Origin of the sequence: Mycobacterium sp., from assembly GCF_035640695.1 — a bacterium.
Lineage (GTDB): Bacteria > Actinomycetota > Actinomycetes > Mycobacteriales > Mycobacteriaceae > Mycobacterium.
In genome coordinates, this window is the sequence record NZ_DASQVQ010000087.1 from 21,708 (window position 1) to 42,072 (window position 20,365).

A 20,365-nucleotide genomic window follows, 5' to 3' on the forward strand; every position below is an offset into this window, starting at 1 on the left:
GAGCGGTGACACTCGCCCACCCGCGCACCGGCGCGCTGTTCGATTCCCCGGTGCCGCCGGGCTCCGGCTGGCCGGGCGACCCGGCGTCGCCCGACACCCCGGTCGCATCGACGCCCGAGGACGTGGTGACACTGGCCGCCGAGGCCGGGACCGTCGAGGAGCTCGACGCCCGGGTCTCCGTGTGCCGCGCCTGCCCCCGGCTGGTGACGTGGCGCGAGCAGGTGGCCGCCGAGAAACGTCGATCGTTCGCCGACCAGCCGTACTGGGGCAGGCCGGTTCCCGGTTGGGGTGCGACGGGGCCGCGACTGCTGATCCTGGGTCTCGCGCCGGCCGCGCACGGCGGGAACCGCACCGGCCGAGTGTTCACCGGCGACCGATCCGGCGATGTGCTGTTCGCCGCGCTGCACCGGGCCGGCCTTGCTGATCATGCGGGGTGCGTCGACGCGGCGGATGGCTTGCGCCTCAATGGCACTCGGGTCGCCGCCGCGGTTCGTTGCGCGCCACCCGCCAACGCGCCGACGCCCGCCGAGCGCCTGACGTGTGTTCCTTGGCTGGATGCCGAGTGGCGGCTCTGCGGTAGCGACGTGCGAGTCATCGTCGCGCTGGGCGCGTTCGCGTGGCGCACCGCGCTGCACATGGTGCGCGCGGCCGGCGCAACGATCGCTATTCCCGCACCACGGTTCGCCCATGGCGCGACTGCGACGCTGCACACGCCGCACCGCGACGTCGCACTGATCGGCTGCTACCACCCCAGTCAGCAGAACACCTTCACCGGCAAGCTGACTTCGGCGATGCTCGACGACATCTTCGGTCGCGCGGCCAGGGACGCGGGATTATCCGGTTGACCCGACACGTTGACGCCGTCATGCGGCTTTCGGTACTCGATCTCGTCCCGGTGCGCACCGACCAGACCACGTCGGACGCGCTGGCGGCGACGGTTCGGCTGGCGCAGACCGCCGACCGGCTCGGGTATACGCGGTACTGGGTGGCAGAGCACCACAACATGCCGGCCGTCGCGGCCACCAGCCCGCCGGTGCTGGTCGCGCTGCTCGGCGCCCACACATCGCAGCTTCGCGTCGGCTCGGGCGGGGTGATGTTGCCCAACCATGCACCACTGGCGGTGGCGGAGCAGTTCGCGCTGCTCGAGGCGGCCTATCCCGGGCGCATCGACCTCGGCATCGGCCGCGCGCCGGGCTCCGACCCGGTGACGTCGATCGCGCTGCGCGGTGCGGCCGGCCGTGACGATAGCGACATAGAGAACTTCCCCGACTATCTCGACGACGTCGTCGCGCTGATGGGACGCCACGGCGTGCGGGTCCCGATCCCGCGGCACAACTACATCCTCAAGGCGACCCCAGCGGCCAGCACCGAGCCGCGGCTGTGGCTGCTCGGATCGTCGATGTACTCCGCGCATCTGGCCGCCGCGAAGGGGCTGCCGTACGTGTTCGCGCACCATTTCTCGGGGCAGGGCACCGAAGAGGCCTTGCGGGTGTACCGCGGCGAGTTCGTTCCCAGCACGCTTGCCCCGGAGCCGGTTACTTTGCTGACCGTGAACGCGGCCGTCGCCCCGACTCATGACGAGGCGGTGTCACTGTTACTGCCCAACCTGCAGATGATGGCCCGGCTGCGAACGGGTCAGCCGCTCGGCCCGCTTGATCTCGTCGAGGACGCGCAGGCGGCGGAACTGTCGTCGCAGGAGCAGACGATCGTCGAGGCCGGACTGCGACGCGCGGCGGTCGGCACGCCTGCGGAGGCGGCCGAGCAGGTGCGTGCGCTGGCCGAGCGGTTCGACGTCGACGAGGTCATGGTGAATCCGGTCGCGTCCGCGAGTCGCGGCACCGATCCGGCGACCGCGCCCGCCCGCGAAGTGACGCTGGAGCTGCTCGCGAAGGAACTGTTCTAGCGCGGCGTCAGCGCGACGACGGGAATGGGGCGCGACGTCTTCTTCTGGTACCCCATGTAGAAATTGTGGTTGTTTCGGTTGACGATCTGCCACAGCCGGTCGTAATCGGGGTCGCCGGGCATCACCGGCTTCGCGGTCACGCCGAAACGTTTTGGACCGACGTTGATTTCGACATCGGGCTTGGCTTTCAAGTTGTGATACCAGCCCGGCGCTTTGGGGTCGCCACCCTTGGACGCGACGACCAGGTAGTCGTCGCGGTCCCGGGCATAGGACAGCGAGGTCGTCCGCTGCTTTCCGGTCTTGGCGCCGACCGTATGCAGTAGGAGACTCGGGGTTCCGAGCGTCCGGTGACCGATCCAGCCGTTGGTGCCCTTGTAGACCGCGTCATGGATGCGCAGGACCTGCCCCAACGCTTTTTCCACCAAAGGGTTCATTCCGACGCCTCGATTCTTGCTAGTGCCGCACGCAGCATGCGTGCGCTTTCTTCCCGGTCCGGGTCGCGCCTCAGCAGCACTCCCTTGGCGAACGACATTTTGTCGCCGTCGCGGCGCGGAACCACGTGCAGGTGGATGTGAGGCACGGACTGGAAGGCCGCTTTGCCGTCGTTGATGACGATGTTGTTGCCGTCGGCGCGCAAGCCGGAGGCGCGCGTAGCCCGCGCGATGCGGTGCCCGATCGTCACCAGCTGCGCGCACGTCTCCGCCGGGGTGTCGGTCAGGTCCACTGTGTGCGCCTTGGGAAACACCAGCGTGTGGCCGCGGGTAAACGGTCGGATGTCGAGGATCGCCAGGTGGTCGTCGTCCTCGAAGATTCGGATCGCCGGGGCCCGCCCGGCGACGATCTCGCAGAACACGCAAGCCATGATCGCCACGCTAGCGCGTGACGTCACTCGACTGTGCGGCGAGCCTGTCCTTCTCCTCCTGGCTGAGCGTCAGCTTCATCGCGGCGGCGGCTTCCGCCGCGTGGTGCGGCTTGGAGGCACCGGGAATCGCGACGACGGTGTCGCCGTAGTAGGTGGTCAGCCATGCGAGCGCGACCTGGGTGACCGTGGCCGAGTGCGCGGCGCCGATCTCACGCAGAACGTCGATCAACGGCGCCGTGCGGTCCAGATTCCTGTCAGAGAACAACGCGCGGCGCATCAGCGGCATTTGGGCCACCACGCTGCGGTCGTCATGAAACTTGCCGGTCAGCAGCCCGCTCCGTAAGGGCGAGTATGCGAGCAGCGTGACGCCGAGCCGGCGAGCGGCGTCCAGCACTCCATTGGCTTCAACCTTGCGGTGCAGCAAGTTGATCTGAACCTGGTTGGTTGCCAATGCAATTCCGCGTTTAGCCAGTTCTGCGTGGGCGATCTCCATTTGCCGCGCGGTGAAGTTGCTGACGCCGACGGCAGCGATCTCGTGTGCCGCGGCCAATCGCGCCATCGCCTGCACCTGGGCACGAATCGGTGACAGGCTGCCGTAGGGCAGGTGGATCTGGTGCAGATCCACGGGGAACGGATCCAGCGCGTCAAGCCGGTCGTCGATAGTGCGCGCGATGCTCCTGGCGGTCCGGCCGAACGGCGCCCATTTCGTCGCGACAGTGACGTCACCAGGTTTGATCCCGGAATGCGTGAGGCCGGCGCTCAACGCCCGCTCGGACCTGCCGTGGCCATACATCTCCGCGGTGTCGAACCAGCTGATCCCGCCGTCGAGCGCCGTCTTGACAATTTTGTCCACCTGGGACTGCTGGATCGGGGGAAAGAACGTCGCTGCGACGAGGCCCCCACCGGAGAACTGCATACAGCCCAAGCCGATGGGGGAGACGTGGATTCCGGTGCGGCCAAGCTCTCGAGTGGTCATGAGGCAAAACTACACCGAAATGAGACATATGTGTCTCGCAATGAGATAACATCGTTGAGTGGCTGACCGGATGCAGACGCCCATCCTCGACGCCGCCGCACGGGTGCTGCGCAGGCGTCCTGACGCGACGATGGCCGACATCGCGGACGAGGCCGGCATCGGGCGCGCCACCCTGTATCGGCATTTCCCGACGCGGGAGTCGCTGTTGCGCGGTGTGGCCGACACCGGAATCGCCGAGCTGGCCGACGGGATCGAAGCGGCCAATCTGGATGGGCTCCGGGTCGATCGCGCCATCGCCAGGCTCACCGCCGTCTTCCTCCGCACCGGCGCCAAGTACGCCGCGCTGGTCAGCCTGCTCGATGAGTACCACGACCCGGCGGCCAAGGAGCGCGCCACCAAGCCGGTGCGCGATGTCATCGCCCGCGGCGTACGTGATGGCGTGCTACGCGACGACCTGCCGGGCGACACCATTTTCGAGATGTTCAGCGCGCTTGTCGAGCGGGCGCTGTGGCTCACCGTCGGCGAGAAGGTGACGCCCGAGGCGGCGGCCGAGGCCGTCGCGACTCTGTTTCTCGACGGCGCGCGCACGAATTAGACGTTCTCGCTGGCCCACTTGGCCATTCGCCGGTCGCGTGCGTCGCGAACGCCGTGCGGTCCGGTGCGGCGATCTAGTAGGCCTCTTGGGGGTTGGACAGCTGCATTCGGCCGTTGTCGACTGCCGATGCGCCGTCGACCCATATGAACGGGTCAGGCTGGCGTAGCCCGCCGGAATTGGTTTGACGCTCATATTTCGCGAGTTTCGTATGGTGGACGACGTGGCGGCTTGGAAAAACGCGACAGCCGATTCGTCCTCGGTTCGAGGGCTCGTCGGCCGCGCTCACACGGGCTCGCTGTTTTCGTTGGATCGGCGGCCGCCGTCGCGGCGAGCCGCCGATTTCGTGGATCATTATTGGATCGTGCGGTGGGACCTGCGTGGTAAGCAGCCCTACGAGAGCACGGTGATCACGTTCCCGGCGCTTCACCTGACCACCGAGTGGGGCACCGGCGGCAGCCGCCACGGCCACCGGCTGCCTGCGGTGTTACTGCACGGCGTCGTCGAGCGGGTGTTTCGCACAACGATCCGCGGCGCCGGCACGGTCGTCGGTGCCCGGTTCCGGCCGGGCGGGTTCACGGCTCGGTTCGGCCGGAACGCTTCGTCGCTGACGGGACGGGTCGAGCGCGCCGACGACATCGTGCCGAACGCTCCGCATGACGTCGATTCCTCGGTGGCCGCGCTGGAATCGGCGATCGCGTCCGACGCCGAGCCGGACGTCGCCTACCGGCGGTTGCGCACGCTCGTCGACCGGATTCGTGACGACGACCGGTTGCAGCGCGTGGAGCAGGTGGTGGAGCTTGCACCGTGGAGTGCGCGCACAACGCAGCGGGTGTTTCGCCACTACGTCGGTGTGCCGGTCAAGTGGGTGCTGTGCCGGTATCGGCTGCAGCAGGCCGCGCTGGAAATCGAACAGGAGCCGGACCTCGACTTCGCCGAGCTCGCGGTGCGGCTCGGGTGGTATGACCAGGCGCACTTCATTAACGACTTCCGCTCGTTTCTTGGCTGCACACCGGGCGAGTACCTGGTACGGACGCGATGATGTTGACCGGATTCCCACCCATCGTCGACCAGCGCGCCTCGCTGCTTGTGCTGGGCTCGATGCCGGGGGTGCTGTCACTGCAGCGCGGGCAGTACTACGCCCACCCCCGAAACATGTTCTGGTGCATTACCGGTGAGCTTCTCGGGTTCGACGCCGATGCGGATTATGACGTCCGCACCGCGGCACTGCGTGAGGCCGGCATTGCCTTGTGGGATGTGCTGCACACCTGCGAGCGACGCGGCAGCCTAGACTCGTCGATCGCGCGGGACAGCGCAGTGCCCAATGACTTCCACTCACTGCTCAGTGCGTACCCCGACATCCGCAGGGTGTTCTTCAACGGCGCGAAGGCTGAGCACATGTTCCAGCGGCTGGTTCGACGGACACGCGACCACATCGCCTATCGGCGGCTGCCGTCGACGAGCCCGGCCAACGCGTCGATTCCCTATGGCGTGAAACTGCAGGCGTGGCGGGCGATTGTCGAGCGCTAAGAACTGAGGATTCCGAACGCCGACCGAGGCGTCGGTCGCGCCATGGCAGCTAAGCCCAGCCGTCCGGCTGGGTTCCGTCAATATCTACGGTGCCGTACTCGCTCGCCAGCCGCGCCGATGTGACGGACTTCTGATTCCAGCGCCCTCGATCGGGGTCGGCCGCCAGTGCTGCGACTGCTCGTCCGACGTAGCGTGGCGACTCGGAATTCGCGAACGGGGGCGGTGCGGAGGGGTATCCGTCGGTTCTGTTGGAATTCATCGCTTCTCGCCAGTTGCCCTCGGTGACTCCGTAAGCGTCGAGCATCATCTCGGAGCGTAGCCAGCCCGGCGTGATCGCCACCGCCGTAGCGCCGTGCGGCGCGAGCTCGTGTCCCTGGGAATAGGCGAGCCGGTTCACCGCCGTCTTCGCCAGGTCGTAGAACACCGAGATGCGATAGTTGGCCGCGTTGTATTCCGTTGTGCCGTCGGTGACTTCGACCAGCAGGCCGCCCGGATGCTGGATCATCAGCGGTAGCAGATAGTGCGACGTGATCAGATGCGTCTTGACGCCCAGGCGCAGTATTCGCAATCCGGCGTCGAGGTCGTGCTCCCAGATCGGGGTATTCCACTGCGATGGTGGGCCCTTGAGTGTCTCCGCGCCCCAGATGTCGTTGACCAGAAGATGTATACGGCCGTATTCGTCGCGGATGTGGCCGGCGAGCGCGCTTACCTGGTTCCCGTCGAGGTGGTCGACCTGCATCGCGACGCCGGCGCCGCCGAGTTCGGTGACGATCGCCGCCGTCTCCTCGATGGTTTCCGGGCGGTCGTAATCGGAGCCGCCACGCCCGGTGACGCTGCTGCGACCGGTGCAGATCACGGTCGCGCCGGCTTCACCCAAGCCGGCGGCGATGCCGCGGCCCGCGCCGCGGGTGGCGCCGGCCACGACGGCGACGTGTCCGGATAGTGGGAGGGTCATGCTTCCGTTGTACGTTGGCCCGGTGGGAAGCGGCCCCGAAGAGCCTCTTGGGCGAAGAGGATCTCACCCCGACATCGAGGCGTTGGGCCTGCTTGACGGCCTGGAGGGCGAAGCACGCCAAGAGCGCGCGGACCTGATCGCGTGGCTTCTCGACTATGGCTTCACCATCGACCAGATCCGCGGATCGCTTGCGGCGCCTTTGCTGTTGCCCGCGCATCGGGTGCTCGGTGACGACGGCCAGTTGGTGTCAGCACGCGAGGTATGCAACGCCACCGGTTTTGACCTGCAACTACTGGAGCGACTGCAACGCGCGATCGGCCTGCCGCACATCGCGGACCCCGACGCTGCGGTTTTGCCGCGCGCCGATGCCGAGGCCGCCGTGCGCGCCAAATTCTTCCTGGACCTTGGCATCGATCCCGACGAGACCGTTGCCATCATGCGGGTGCTGATGGACGGGCTCGCGCACGCCGCCGCAATCATGCGCGAGGCGGCGCTGAAGTCCATGCTGAGGCCCGGCGCCACCGAGATCGAACTCGCGCAAGCATCGGAGGAGCTGGCGCGCAGGTCCATGCCGCAGATCGGTCCGATGATGGAGGACTTCCTGCGGCTTCAGCTACGGCACTCGTTCGAGACGGAGGCGGTGAACGCCGCAGAACGCGCCGCCGGCACGCTTCCCGGTGCGCGGCCGGTGACGGTGGCGTTCGCCGACATCACGGGATTTACCAAGCTCGGTGAGGCGCTGCCACCGGAAGAACTCGAGCATGTCGCCAACGAACTCGCCGAGGTCGCCCACGACGTCGCAATGGCGCCGGTGCGATTCGTCAAGTCCATCGGCGACGCGGTGATGCTGGTGTGCCCCGATCCCGCGCCGATGTTGCGGGCCGTGCTGGACCTTGCAGAGACCGCGAGGGCAAAAAACCTGCCGCGCCTGCGTATCGGGGTCGCGTCCGGTTGCGCGGTCAGCCGTGCGGGCGACTGGTTCGGCAGTCCGGTGAATGTGGCAAGCCGCGTGACGGCCGCCGCGCGGCCGGGATCTGTGCTTGTCGCCGAGTCCACGCGTGACGCCGTCGGCAACGCATCGGGCTTCGACTGGTCACCCGCCGGCGTACGACGCCTCAAGGGAGTGAGGGGCGAGGTGAAGCTCTTCGGTGTGAATCGGGAGCCAACGGCTCAGGCCAAGGCGTGAGTCAATTACTCTCCGGCGCGATTGGAAAGCCGGGACACAGCTGGGTGTATCCGATATCGGGCGACACCCAGTCGCGCCATTGCTGTTGGTTCATGTTCTGAGTCAGTTTAATGCAGACCATGCCTGGCCACGCCGTCAATTCCGGTCGCGGCCACAGCAGCCGGGTGGCGTTTGCACCGGTGGTGAGAAGCTGCTGGCCGTCCGGGCTGAACGTGGCGCCGACCATCAAACTGTTGTGGCTGTTCATCGGCTCGCCGATCGGGCGCACGGTCCCGGCGTCCCACAGACGCACCGTGTGGTCGTCGCTGGCGGACACGATCCGTCGGCCCTGCGGGCTGAATTCGACATTGGTCACCGCCGCGGTATGCCCGGTCATCGGATCGCCGATCGGCTGGCGTGTATCCGCATTCCAGAGCCGAAGGTTCGTGTCGGCGCTGCCCGAGGCGATGCGGTGTCCGTCCGGGCTGAAGTCCACGGACAGCACCGCGGCGGTATGGCCGGTGAGCGGGCCGCCGACGGCGGTTTGGGTATCAGCGTTCCACATTTGCAGACTGCCGTCGGCGCTGCCCGCGACGATGCCGTGGCCGTCCGGACTGACCGCGACGCTGTCCACCGCGCCATGCTGGGCGTTCATTGTCGAGCCGATTGGTTTTCGTGCCTGGACATCCCACAGTTGCACGGTGCCGTCCGAGCTTCCCGAGACAACGCGCTCGTCATTCGTCGTGAGCGCCACGCCGGTCACCGCCGCTCCGCGCCCGTTTGTCAACGTGGCGATGACTTGGCGGTTATCGGCATCCCATAGCCGCAGGCTGCCATCGCGGTCACCCGACACGATGCGGTGCCGGTCCGCGCTGACCGTCACGCTCGTGACGGTTGCGTCGGCGGTGCTCGGCGGGACGTCAAAGTCCGCATCCCACAACCGAATGGTCGCGTCATCGCCGCCGGAAACGATGAAGTTGCCGTCGTTACTGAACGCGACGCCGTTCACCGACCCCTGGTGGCCGGTCATTGGCTGCGCGGCTGCCATGCCGGTGTTGGCGTCCCACAGCCGTATGGTTCCGTCATAGCTGCCCGAGACAATTCGGTGAGCCTTGGGGCTGAACGCCACACTGGTCACCTGGTTCATATGGCCGATCATCGTCGGCACCGCGGGTTGTCCGGTGGCAACGTTCCACTCCCGCACGGTGTGGTCGGCGCCGCCGGAAACCACCCGTTGGGCATCGGGGCTGAACGCGACGCTGGTGACGGCGCCGACGTGTCCGGTCATCGGCGGCCCGATGGGCTGCCCGGTGTCGGCGTTCCAGACCTGAACCGTGCCGTCGGTGCTGCCGGTGACGACGCGTTGGCCGTCGTTGCTGAACGCGACGCTTGCGACGCTGCTGCCGGCATGAGCGGTCACCGGCGGCCCGATGGGCTGTCCGGTGTCCGCATTCCACACCTGGATCACGCCATCGGCGGTGCCCGAGACGACGCGGCCACCGTCGTCGCTCAAATCAACAGCGGTGATCGTGCCTGCGCTGCTCATCGGCGGGCCCGCGGGCTGCCCGGTGACGGCGTCCCAGACCCGCAGCGTTTTGTCGTCGGTGCAGAAGACGACGTGGTGGCCGTCGCTGCTGAGCGCCAGGTTCGTGTCGCCGCTGGCCTTACCGATGATCGGTGCCCCCACCGGTTGGCCGGTGAGGGTATCCCACACCCGCACGGTGTCGTGGGCCGTGCCGGAGATCAGGTGGTGGCCATTCGGGCTGAACGACACGTCCTCGACTTGGCCGGCCGTTGGGATGATCTTGAGCGTGTCCAACCGGGTGACCACCGCGGTGAAGAGCGCGTTGGGGCTGGACATGATGTCGTGGGCGGCGAGGACCTTCTGTAACGCCTCGATGTCGCCACCACCCTGAACACCGGCGAGCATGGCCTGCGCTTCCGCCGTCAACGACAATGCGAGGGCCTCGCGGTTGCGCTGTTGGGCTTGGTGTGTGGCCTTGGTGGCCATGACGAACCCGTACACGGCTGCGGCGGCGACGCCCACGGTGACGGCCAACACAATGCGCAATATCAGCGATCGCCGCCGCAATACGGCGGCGTGCGCCTGCGCCTTCTCCCGAGCCTCGGATTCGGCCTGCGCCAACGCCTCCGCGGCTCGCTGGCGATCCTTGGCGGCCTGCAATTCCGCGGCCCGTCGCCGCTGCTCAGCCTCGGTGCGTGACTGCTCGCGCGCCCGGGAGGCGGCAACGAATTCGCGCGCCGATTGCAGCCGATCGGCGAAACCGGTTTTGGCGGAGAGCTTTTCGGCATCGGCAAGCCTCGTGCCCTCGAGAAGCCACGCGTCGTCGCGGTCATTTTGTTCCCACGCGAGTGCGGCGCGCTCGAGATTGTCGGCCTCTTTGAGGTCGTCCCGCTCCTCGGCCAACCATCGACCAAGCTCATCCCACTGCCGCAGCAGGCTTTCCAACGCCACTTCGATGACGACGTTACCGTCGCGGTTGTCTTTGACCAGCAGCCGCTTGGCGACGAATTTGTCGAGCAGCGGGCGACTTTCGGCCGGCAGGTCACCCCATCGCGTGACGCGCCGCATCGGCTGATCGTTGTCGGGGTTGATGGTGGCCAGCCACGGAATGAAGGCACCGCGTAACTGACGCAGCTCCGCGGCCCGCCGCTCGGGGTCCGACGAAAGCAGCCCGTCGATTTCGGAGCGCACCACACTTTGCATGCCGCCCATCGACAGGTAGTCGCTCAGCGTCAGCATGCCGTCGCTCGCGTAGTCCTCGTACAGCCGAGCCAGGGTCAGGGCTAACAGCGGTAACGTGTCGGCCCCCTCCGTGCAATCGTCCAAGAGGCGGTTCACCAGTGCGGGTTCCACTTGTAGCGGTTGGCCACCATCGCTGGCTCGTTCGGCCGGGCCGGTGATCACCTCCTTGAACTGAGTGCGCGGCATCGGTTTGAGTTCGTCGAACAAAACGCTGCCGACTCCGCCCAACTGCGGCGCGGTTTGCAACGCCTCGTACAGGTCGGTGCGGATCGTGACGGCGACGATCAACCCCACTTTGGCCGTGTCTTCCTCGCCATTGCCGCCGGCCAAATTGGCGATCAGCTCGAGAAAGAGCGACGCCTCGCGTCCCGCGTCGGCGACGAACAGCTCCTCGCCCTGATCAACCGACAACATCAGTGTCGGCATGGGCTGTTCGCCATGTTCGTCGAGAAGCCGCGAGCCGGCGGCTCGCTGCGCCTCGAGCAGCCACTCACGCACGAGGGGCACATCGCCGCGCAGGCAGGTCTGCTTGATCTGACCGAGCTGCGGGCCGGTCAACCCGAGCCGCGTCCGGGTGGTGTGTAGCGCCCGGGCAAACCCTGTGTCGCCGGTGAGCACGTTGCGCTGGGGGCGCACGATGTCGAGCAACACGAATTCGCGATCGTCGCGACGTAGGCGTGGCAACAGGCCGGCCCGCAGGAACGACGACTTGCCCGTCCCCGACGGACCGAGCACGACGAACAGGGTCTCCAGTCCGGATCTCCGCATTCCACGAAGTGCGTCGAGTCCGCGCACAATCTGCGCATCGCGGCCGAAAAACACGGCCGCATCGACTTCTTCAAGAGGTTCCCAGCCCCGATAAGGCGCTCGCTGCGGATCGTTGGGCGGCGGCCACCGGAACGACTCCGCGCCGATTCCCGCCCCGATGATGCCTTCTCGCAGCCGGTATAGGCCTTCGGAGAGAAACCTCACCGGCGCCCCGCCGTCGCCGACGTCGATCTCGGTGGCGGGGCCCTCACCGCACAGGTCGATCTGCTGCCATTCCAACGTCGGGTCTTCACCGGTCAACGGGCCGATGCGGGCACTGAATATCCGCTTGTTCAAGTACTCCGCGAACCGGTATTCGGTTCTGCACTCGGAGGAGGACAGCCAGTTCGCCGACACCAGGCAGATCACCGCCTCGCAACGGGTGCTCGCCTGGCGGAGGGCGTCCTTCCACCGCACCCCCAGGCTGATTCCGACGTCGGGATCGAGGTCGAGGAAGATTTCATTAGCTAACCGCGGATCCTGCTCGATCAGCCATTGCCGCAACGCAATCGCCTGGCGATTATCACGGCTGGAGTGGCTCAAGAAGATGCGCGACATTCGATCACCAGCCCCGAAGCCGGTGACCGCGGAGTAGATCCGACCGCTTTGCCCGCAAGAAATTCATCTGCAACCGACCCAGCGTATTTCCGTTGGTGCCGCAACAACGGCGAAAAACGCCGAAAAGCGATTTCAATCGACGGTTCGTGAGCGAGGATCAACGGAGCGGTTTCTGTTCACGGTGATGGGGAGCACGATCCTTGAGACGTCGTGACGCCGGTGCAGTGCGCGTGCTACGGGCCACGCTGCTCGGCTTTGTCGCCGTCACGACCGCGTATCTCGCGGTGCTGGCGGTGCATCCGTCTATCCGAGACGGTCTGCCGGCATGGCTGCGGTGGTTCGGTCGACCCGCGTCGTGGCAGACGATGGTCATCATCGCCGCCGCGATTATCGCGCTGTGTGTCATCAGTTACCGATCCGGGACCACGCAAGGCATAGGCAGCGTGTCGCTGACCGTTGTGTTGTCGCTGACGATCATGAACTGCATCCTGGGAATGGCGTCGTTCTGGAATTGCCACGATACGACGCACCCGGTATTCGTAACCCCGTTGATGTACACCGCGCAACTGGTCAAGGGCAGCACCTCCCAGGTGCAGCTGAACGGCGCCATTTGTCCCAACCCGCCGCCGGTGGCGCTCGACGTCGCGCGATTATCGTCGCTCGGCGTAATTTTCGTCGGCGTCACGAGCGTTGCAGTGGCAATGTTTCACGCGCAGGTGGATCGGCTCCGGGCCCGCACCGCCCGATCGGTGACGGTCGTCGTCGGTGTCGACGACGACTCGCGGTCGATGGTGAAGGCGGTAGCAGACACACTGGAACCCAACTGTCAGCTTGTCCTCGTCACCGAAGATCCCGGAAACCCCAACGCGACCGAGTCCCGAAGGGAAGGGGCACGCGTCTTAGGCGCCAACCTGGACGGGCCCGAGGCCGTTGAGGCTCTTCCGGTGTGGCACAAGCTCGCCCGGTTGTACCTGCTGGATGCCGACGCCGCGACGAACCTGCGGCGGCTGGAGCTGATCGGACAGCGCAGCTCGGAGCTTGGCGTCGACCGCCGGATCCCGCTGATCGTGCGAATCGACGATCCGTGGCACGCGGCAGGCTGGCGAGCCGCGCAGTTCGGTGGCAGTGACGCCAGATGGGCCGCCGATGCGGTGGGCAAGTATGAAGTGACGGCGCGGCGCTTGCTCGACGAGATTACGGAATTGGGCGCTGCCCGGATTCTCATCTGCGGCACGTCGCCGCTGACCCTGGCGCTATGCGCAGATCTCGACCAGCGCAGGCGCGAACGTAATTTCCACGCCGACGGCGCTGGCGGGGCGGTGCCGGCCATTACCCTGGTCGGCGACGCCGCCGAAGAATACCGGCGCGACCACCTGCACCGTCAGAAGCGACTTGGCCTGCCGTCCGGAGACGAATCCATCGACGCGATAAACGAAACGCCGTCGATGTCGGTGCTCACGCGGTTAATCGACGCATACGACGTCACCGATGCCGGGGCTACCGCGGTGATCCTCGTCGATGCCGACCCGCTGTTCGGCGCGCGGATCGATCCCACGATCGGCACACGACTTGCGATGCGATTTCCCGATCTGGTGATTTTTGCGTGGAATGCCAGCGGGGCGCCCACGAGCAACGCGCGCTCGATCTTCGGGCAGTTGCGAACATACCGATTGACCATGGATTTGCCGTCTGGTCAGGCTCATGATGCATGGGAGCGCGCGGCGATGCTGATCCACGAGAGATACCGAAGCGCGGTCGGCGGCACCTCGCCTGCCAGGCTGCCCTGGGCGGAGCTCGACGAGTTTTATCGGGGGTCGAACCGGCGCCAGGTGCGCAACGCGCTGTGGATCGTCGAACAGATCGGCGGTCATACCTGGAACGGATTGGACGCCGGTGTGGCAGCGACGCCGCCGCAGTCGACGCCGGCGGAACCCTTGCAGCGGTTGCAAGCCATGGGATTTGATCGGTCTTCGGCATTGGCCATGGCGCGCGCCGAGCATGAGGACTGGTGCCGCTACTACAAGAAGGCCGGGTGGAAGCACGGGAAAGTCCGCGACGAACAGGCCAAGACGCATCCCAACCTCACAAACTGGCGGGTCATCGAGGCCGACCCTGCGCTCCTCAACGCGGCGCTGACCAGCTTGGCCGAAACGCTGTCGCAACTGCGCGAACTCGGCTACCGGTCGGTGCCGGCATGGCGTCGGTACCGGCGCGTCGGCACAGTAACCGCAGAGCAACGCCCGCAGCCTTGGACGTGGACCACCGAAACCGGACACGAGATGCAAGCAGAACCTGGTGACTGGGTGGTCGAGGACCCCGGTGGCCATCGTTGGTCGGTACGCGACGACATCTTCCGCGCCACACACGAACACGTCAACGGGTCCCTGTGGCGCAGGAAGGGTTTCGTGCTGGCCCGCTCGGCAAGGCCGGGGGAACGGATCGACACGCTGGAGGGTCCGACGACGGCGCCCGAGGGTGGCTGGGTAGTTAAGGGCGATCAAGGCGAGCAGTGGCCGGTATCCGCCGAAGAATTCGCGCGTCGATATCAGGGACCTGTGGAGTGATTTGATATCGGCGACGCGTTGTGATATCAGTCGCTTCCCAGCGGCATCACAGGCCTGCCGCGTGGCTCGCCGCCGGCTTATTTCGTCACTATTTACCGGTGCGGCAATTAATAGCGGATTACAAGCGATTATCATTTTGTGTTGCAGGAGCCGTCCCCAACTCCCCGCTGGGAGAATGTAACTGGACCACGGTGCAGCGTGGCGGCACGCTTCGACAATTACGCGTCGGACTTGTCCAATTCGGTCAACTGGTCGACAACATCGGCGTAACATGCTGAATCTAATCGCCGGACAACGGGGAGACTCTAATGCGAAGAATTGTCATAGCCGTCGCCGCGGCAGCGCTGATGACAGGCTCGTTCGTCAGCCTCCAACCCGCCAATGCCGCGCAGACCACCCACGACACGACTGTGAATACACCGGCGCCGGTGCCGGTCATCCACGCACTCGACTGCTTCGGCAGTACCGGAGGGCACGGCTGTGGCCCGGGGTGGTTCTGGCGCGACGGCTGGCGCGGCTGGGGCTGCTACCCCTGCTAACCCCGTCATCGTTGGACAACGTTTCCGACTTGTCAGATTGGAGCACGTCACCGTGAAACTCCCCGTCATCCGAAGCTTAACCGCGAGCACACTGTTGACAATCGGTGTGACTGTCGGCGGGTTCGGGACTGCCGCAGCGCAACCCACCGACTACAGCATTCTGCTGATAAACCCGAACGAAGCGACCGATTCAATGGCGTACACCGCCGCTGCTCCGCCCACGGTGAACCCGAATGGGCAACCCGGCGCTTCCGGTGTCTATAGCCACCGCGACGGTACTCGGCAGATCACCAACACCATCCTCGTGCTGCCGGACGCTGCCGCGGCGACGAACTCGCTGAATGGCTCGAACGTGGCGGGCAAGGTGGCCAACGGCAAGACTGCGCCCGCGCCGGTGGGTACTGGGGGCGGCACAATGGTTTCCGGCACGTCACCGGACGGGTCCAAGTCCGTCACGGTGCTGCAGTTCGCCCAAGGCAACACCGCCACGACGATCGAGTTCGATGGTCCAACGAACGATCCTGCGCCTTCCGACATGGTCATTGAATTCGGCCAGAAGCAGGCCGCGGCGATCAAGAACGGGCTAGCCGTATAGGGTCGTCCGGCTAGCCGCCCGGCGGGCGGCCCTGGTGTAGAACGGATCCCGTTTGGTGCCGGTGCCGCCCGCCGTGGCATCCCGCTACAGCGGCTTGCGCCCCCAGGCCGACTGTGTCAATTGAGCGCGGTAGGTAAACGCGGGGTCCTCGTATGCGCGTCGCATCTCCGCCACCTCGTATTCCGAGAGGACGCCGTTGGTGATGACCGCGTCGTCGATGCGCTGCCATGTCTTGATCCACATGTGCGAGAACGGGTCGCCGCCGTGGAGAACACGTGCGACACCCTGGTTGCCGACTTCCACGAGGCCCACCGCCTCCAAATGAAGTGGCAGGCGCTTGCCGAACCGGAAGTCGGTAATGCCGGCGGCCAAAGCGAATTCGATCCGTTTGCGGTAGCAGGAGTCGAATAGCCGCGCAAGAGGATGCGCGGGATCCACTGAGCCCGCGACGTCGTTGTCAGGCTCTCCGGCGACGAGCCAGCCGCCGGGCCGCAACGCCGCCACCATGCGGCGCAGGGCATCGGCCGGGTCGTCCAGATGCATCAACAGAAAGCGGCTGTGAACAAGGTCGTAGTGCCCGGGCTCGAGCTTGTCGACGGTGATATCACATTGGCGCACTTCGATGTTGGGCTGGCGAATGTCGCCGAGATACTTCGGGGCAATATCGGCCGCCACTACCTGCCCGGTTGAGCCCACTCGTTCGGCGAGCCAGCCCACCAGCCCGCCGGCGCCCGCGCCCACGTCGACGCATCGCCATCCCGGGCCGATGCCGAGGGCGTCGATGAAACGGCGAGTGTGCGGGTCGCATTCGCTTTCCAAGAGCCGTAGGCGCGCGAGTTCGTCGCGGGGGTCTGCTGCAGCAGCGAAGTAATGGCCGCGTAGTTTCTGGATCACGGTCGGCCGATCATGACGACGATCTGGCGTCACGCGGGCTGTTGCCCGTGCGTACCACGACGACTTGGTGCCCAGCTCACTGCGGTAGTTCGTGAAGTCATGTGCGCAGTATCCAACGAATTAATTGCTGGCCGCAGGTGAGTTCGCGACACGGGAAGTCGGCTGAACCCACCATAATTATCGCTGGCAAATATTGTTTGGTGAATTCCCAGCGGCGTGGGTGGGTGGGCGCGATAATCACCGTGGGCCGGGCGAGCAAGAGGAAGAATGAGATGAAGAAGCTGGCAGCGGCGTTACTGGCAGCAACGACGATGGCGGCCGTGCCGGTGGCCATAGCACCGGCGGCGCACGCCGAAGTGTGCGCCGGCGCACACGGACGCCATGTTGCGGCCGGTGGATGCAGCAACATAGCCGGTGACGTGGCGACCGGCGTGGCCATAGCGGCGGCCACCGACCCGTACTGGCCGGGCGAGGAGCCGTGCTACTCGGTGGAGGGTGTGCCGTACTACACGCCCGATGGCGACCCTTGTTAGTGGTGCAAGCGCTAACTCGGCTGAGGTTAGTTGAGGACGAAAAAGGGACGGGAGAGGTAGTCAGCTTCGATCGGGTGCGACTCGCAGCGGACTGGGTTGGTCGTCCTGGCGGCGATGTTCACGAAGACCGCCGATGTGGGATTCGCGGCGCATGCGTTCGATCATGTGTGGGTAGTGCAGCTCGAAGGCGGGGCGCTCGGAGCGGATGCGCGGCAGTTCGGTGAAGTTGTGCCGCGGTGGTGGACAGCTGGTCGCCCACTCCAGCGAATTGCCGTAGCCCCATGGGTCATCCACCACAACCGGCTCGCCGTAGCGCCAGCTCTTCACCACGTTCCAGGTGAACACGAGCATCGAGACGCCGAGGATGAACGCCCCGATCGTGGACACGACATTGAGCGCGGTGAAGCCGTCGGTGGGCAAGTAGTCGGCATATCGGCGGGGCATTCCCGCATTGCCCAGCCAGTGCTGCACCAAGAATGTGGTGTGGAACCCGATGAAGGTCAGCCAGAAGTGCAGCTTGCCCCACCGCTCGTCGAGGAGCCGGCCGGTCATCTTCGGGAACCAGAAATAGACGCCGGCGAATGTGGAGAAAACGATCGTGCCGAACAGCACGTAATGGAAGTGCGCCACAACGAAATACGAGTCGGTGACGTGGAAGTCGATCGGCGGGCTGGCCAACAGCACCCCGGACAAGCCGCCCAGCAGGAATGTGACCAAGAAACCCACCGAGAACAGCATCGGCGTTTCGAACGTCAACTGGCCCTTCCACATTGTGCCGATCCAGTTGAAGAACTTGATCCCGGTCGGCACCGCGATCAAGAAGGTCATGAACGAAAAGAACGGAAGCAGCACCGCGCCGGTCGCATACATGTGGTGTGCCCACACCGCGATCGACAGCGCGGCGATGCTGATCGTCGCGTAGATCAGCGTGGAATAGCCGAACAGCGGTTTGCGGCTGAACACCGGAAAGACTTCGGTGACGATGCCGAAGAACGGCAGCGCGATGATGTAGACCTCGGGGTGGCCGAAGAACCAAAAGAGATGCTGCCACAGGATCGCGCCGCCGTTGGCCGGGTCGAACACGTGCGCGCCGAGGTGGCGGTCGGCGGCGAGCCCGAACAGTGCGGCGGTCAGCAACGGGAAGGCCAGCAGCACGAGGACGCTGGTGACCATGATGTTCCAGGTGAAAATCGGCATCCGGAACATGGTCATGCCCGGTGCACGCATGCACACGACGGTGGTGATCATGTTCACACCGCCCAGGATGGTGCCGAGACCACCGACGGCCAGGCCCATAATCCACAGGTCACCACCGGGACCGGGGCTGTGGATCGCGTCGGTCAGCGGCGTGTATGCGGTCCAGCCGAAGTCGGCCGCGCCGCCGGGTGTGACGAAGCCCGCCAGCGCGATCAACCCGCCGAACAGGAACAGCCAGAACGAAAACGCATTAAGACGCGGGAACGCGACATCGGGGGCGCCGATCTGCAGCGGCAGCACGATGTTGGCGAAACCGAACACAATCGGCGTTGCATAAAACAACAACATGATCGTGCCGTGCATCGTGAACAGCTGGTTGTACTGCTCGTTGGACAAAAACTGCAGCCCGGGCACGGCCAGCTCGGCCCGCATGAACAGCGCCATCAGGCCGCCGGTGAAGAAGAAGCCGAAGCAGGCGACGATGTACATGATCCCGATCAGCTTGTGATCGGTCGTGGTCACCAGCTTGTAGATCAGGTTGCCCTTGGGGCCCAGCCGCGCCGGGAACGGGCGGCGGACCTCGAGCCCGGCAAGCGCGGGTGCTTCAGCGGTCAGGGTTCACTCCAAACGTTCGACCCGGTCACCCGAATCGTAGCCCGACGCCGCCGGTCTGTCGGGGCGGGTCCTACAAACTGTCGTACACGGCCGCGACCCGCGGAGATGTTAGCGTCGGCCCCGTGCTCAGCGGTGCTCGTCCCCGGGTCGCCGCGCTGCTGCCCGCCGCACGTGTGCTGGTTGCCGCCGCGGCCGCCGTCGTCGCCGCGGCACTCACCGTCGTCACCGGCTGCAGCGGCGGCAGCACACCGCCGCCGTCGAAATCGGTGATCACCAGCACCACCAAGATCGGCGGGGCCGGGGTGCTGGGCAATGAGCGTCGGCCCGACGAATCCTGCGCGGCCCAGCCGGCCGCACCGGACCCCGGGCCGCCGACCAGGCCGGTCCGGCACGCTGCGGGCGAGACGCAGGTGCCTGCCGATCCGCAGCGCATCGTCGTGCTCGCCGGTGACGAGCTCGACACCCTATGTGCGCTGGGTCTGCAGTCGCGCATCGTCGCGGCGGCGCTGCCCGATGATTCGCCGACCCAGCCGTGGTATCTGGGCACGGCGGTGCACAACCTGCCGGCCGTCGGCACCCGGAGCACGCCGGACATCTCGGGCATCCGGGCGGCCAAGCCCGATCTGATCCTCGGCTCACAAGGCCTGACGCCGGAGGCGTATCCCGCGTTGTCGGCGATCGCCCCCACGGTGTTCACCGGTGCACCCGGCAACATGTGGCAGGACAACGTGCGACTGGTCGGCGCCGCCACCGGACGTGCCGGCCCCGGCAATGCCATCGTCGACGGCTTCAACGCCCAAGCGGCCAAGGTGGGCGCCGACGGCGACGCGATCCACTTCCAGGCGTCGATCGTGCAGTTCACCGACAACACCATGCGCGTGTACGGCGCCGCGAACTTCCCGGCCAGCGTGCTCGCCGACGTCGGAGTGGACCGCCCGGCCGCGCAGCGGTTCACCGACAAGCCGTACATGGAAATAGGAATCACCGACACCGACCTGCGCGGTGCCACCGACTTCGCACCTGCCGACGGCGACATCGTCTATGTCTCGTTCGCCTCGCCGGCTGCGAAAGACCGTGCGCCCCAGGTACTTAACAGCAATCCATGGCGCAAGCTCGCGGCCAACCGCGACAACCGGGTTTTCGTGGTAAACAACGAAGTATGGCAGAGCGGGCAAGGCGTGGTGGCCGCCCGAGGCGTCGTCGCCGACCTGCGCTGGGTCAATGCGCCGATCAACTAGTTGAGGTGCCGACGTGTTTCATGTGTTGAGGCTGACCTACTTGCAGCCGCTGGACGTCATCGAGCAGACCCGCCC

At 66.0% G+C, this 20,365-nt stretch carries 18 protein-coding genes; 11 read left to right on the forward strand and 7 right to left on the reverse strand.

The genetic code is table 11. From position 1 onward, the window contains the following. Positions 1-5 precede the first annotated feature (5 nt). Entirely contained in the window at positions 6-845 is an 840-nt protein-coding gene (locus VE759_RS10950) for a uracil-DNA glycosylase (protein WP_324931668.1), read from the forward strand. A 20-nt stretch (positions 846-865) separates the two neighbouring features. Further along, positions 866-1,903 carry an LLM class flavin-dependent oxidoreductase gene (locus VE759_RS10955; RefSeq protein ID WP_324931722.1) on the forward strand — a complete coding sequence of 346 codons (1,038 nt, stop codon included), beginning with the start codon at positions 866-868 and terminating at the stop codon, positions 1,901-1,903. Here VE759_RS10955 and VE759_RS10960 read toward each other — a convergent pair. From VE759_RS10960 to VE759_RS10970, 3 genes are read right to left on the reverse strand one after another with little or no spacing between them, the layout of a single operon-like run. Further along, positions 1,900-2,337: a nitroreductase family deazaflavin-dependent oxidoreductase gene (locus VE759_RS10960; RefSeq protein WP_324931670.1), complete on the reverse strand. Its 438-nt coding sequence runs from the start codon at positions 2,335-2,337 to the stop codon at positions 1,900-1,902. The genes VE759_RS10955 and VE759_RS10960 overlap by 4 nt on opposite strands. Next, positions 2,334-2,765, reverse strand: coding sequence for an HIT family protein (locus VE759_RS10965; RefSeq protein WP_324931673.1), 432 nt, complete (start codon positions 2,763-2,765; stop codon positions 2,334-2,336). Before VE759_RS10965 ends, VE759_RS10960 begins: the two co-directional genes overlap by 4 nt. 10 nt (positions 2,766-2,775) lie before the next feature. Beyond that, on the reverse strand, positions 2,776-3,741 hold the full coding sequence (locus tag VE759_RS10970) for an aldo/keto reductase (protein ID WP_324931676.1): 966 nt from the start codon (positions 3,739-3,741) through the stop codon (positions 2,776-2,778). 58 nt (positions 3,742-3,799) lie between these two features. On the opposite strand from VE759_RS10970, the gene VE759_RS10975 reads away from it, so the two are divergent. The 3 genes from VE759_RS10975 (at position 3,800) to VE759_RS10985 (ending at position 5,863) form a co-directional block, all read left to right on the forward strand. Further along, positions 3,800-4,336 carry a TetR/AcrR family transcriptional regulator gene (locus VE759_RS10975; protein ID WP_324931679.1) on the forward strand — a complete coding sequence of 179 codons (537 nt, stop codon included), beginning with the start codon at positions 3,800-3,802 and terminating at the stop codon, positions 4,334-4,336. A gap of 220 nt (positions 4,337-4,556) precedes the next feature. Continuing rightward, positions 4,557-5,375: a helix-turn-helix domain-containing protein gene (locus VE759_RS10980; protein WP_324931682.1), complete on the forward strand. Its 819-nt coding sequence runs from the start codon at positions 4,557-4,559 to the stop codon at positions 5,373-5,375. Next, positions 5,375-5,863 carry a DNA-deoxyinosine glycosylase gene (locus VE759_RS10985; RefSeq protein ID WP_324931684.1) on the forward strand — a complete coding sequence of 163 codons (489 nt, stop codon included), beginning with the start codon at positions 5,375-5,377 and terminating at the stop codon, positions 5,861-5,863. Before VE759_RS10980 ends, VE759_RS10985 begins: the two co-directional genes overlap by 1 nt. 49 nt (positions 5,864-5,912) lie before the next feature. On the opposite strand, the gene VE759_RS10990 is transcribed toward VE759_RS10985, so the two are convergent. Beyond that, on the reverse strand, positions 5,913-6,818 hold the full coding sequence (locus VE759_RS10990) for an SDR family oxidoreductase (RefSeq protein WP_324931687.1): 906 nt from the start codon (positions 6,816-6,818) through the stop codon (positions 5,913-5,915). Between the two features lie 22 nt (positions 6,819-6,840). Here VE759_RS10990 and VE759_RS10995 point away from each other — a divergent pair, with 22 nt between their 5' ends. After that, positions 6,841-8,004: an adenylate/guanylate cyclase domain-containing protein gene (locus VE759_RS10995; protein WP_324931690.1), complete on the forward strand. Its 1,164-nt coding sequence runs from the start codon at positions 6,841-6,843 to the stop codon at positions 8,002-8,004. Position 8,005: 1 nt separating this feature from the next. Here VE759_RS10995 and VE759_RS11000 read toward each other — a convergent pair whose 3' ends face one another. Continuing rightward, entirely contained in the window at positions 8,006-12,115 is a 4,110-nt protein-coding gene (locus tag VE759_RS11000; RefSeq protein ID WP_324931694.1) for a TIR domain-containing protein, read from the reverse strand. 200 nt (positions 12,116-12,315) lie between these two features. Between VE759_RS11000 and VE759_RS11005 the strand changes: the two genes are divergently transcribed. From VE759_RS11005 to VE759_RS11015, 3 genes are all read left to right on the forward strand, one after another. Beyond that, entirely contained in the window at positions 12,316-14,679 is a 2,364-nt protein-coding gene (locus VE759_RS11005) for a RyR domain-containing protein (RefSeq protein ID WP_324931697.1), read from the forward strand. Positions 14,680-14,987: 308 nt separating this feature from the next. Further along, complete coding sequence (locus VE759_RS11010) at positions 14,988-15,218, forward strand: hypothetical protein (RefSeq protein WP_324931700.1); 231 nt, start codon at positions 14,988-14,990, stop codon at positions 15,216-15,218. A gap of 37 nt (positions 15,219-15,255) precedes the next feature. Beyond that, positions 15,256-15,813 carry a hypothetical protein gene (locus tag VE759_RS11015; RefSeq protein WP_324931702.1) on the forward strand — a complete coding sequence of 186 codons (558 nt, stop codon included), beginning with the start codon at positions 15,256-15,258 and terminating at the stop codon, positions 15,811-15,813. A gap of 84 nt (positions 15,814-15,897) precedes the next feature. Here VE759_RS11015 and VE759_RS11020 read toward each other — a convergent pair whose 3' ends face one another. Next, positions 15,898-16,740, reverse strand: coding sequence for a class I SAM-dependent methyltransferase (locus VE759_RS11020; protein WP_324931705.1), 843 nt, complete (start codon positions 16,738-16,740; stop codon positions 15,898-15,900). Positions 16,741-16,979: 239 nt separating this feature from the next. Between VE759_RS11020 and VE759_RS11025 the strand changes: the two genes are divergently transcribed. After that, a complete protein-coding gene (locus VE759_RS11025) occupies positions 16,980-17,240 on the forward strand; it encodes a hypothetical protein (RefSeq protein WP_324931708.1) in 261 nt (86 codons plus the stop codon). Positions 17,241-17,300: 60 nt separating this feature from the next. On the opposite strand, the gene ctaD is transcribed toward VE759_RS11025, so the two are convergent. Then, positions 17,301-19,052 carry a cytochrome c oxidase subunit I gene (ctaD, locus tag VE759_RS11030; protein WP_324931725.1) on the reverse strand — a complete coding sequence of 584 codons (1,752 nt, stop codon included), beginning with the start codon at positions 19,050-19,052 and terminating at the stop codon, positions 17,301-17,303. A 122-nt stretch (positions 19,053-19,174) separates the two neighbouring features. Here ctaD and VE759_RS11035 point away from each other — a divergent pair, with 122 nt between their 5' ends. Then, positions 19,175-20,290 carry an iron-siderophore ABC transporter substrate-binding protein gene (locus VE759_RS11035; protein WP_324931710.1) on the forward strand — a complete coding sequence of 372 codons (1,116 nt, stop codon included), beginning with the start codon at positions 19,175-19,177 and terminating at the stop codon, positions 20,288-20,290. The last annotated feature ends 75 nt before the right edge of the window (positions 20,291-20,365 follow it).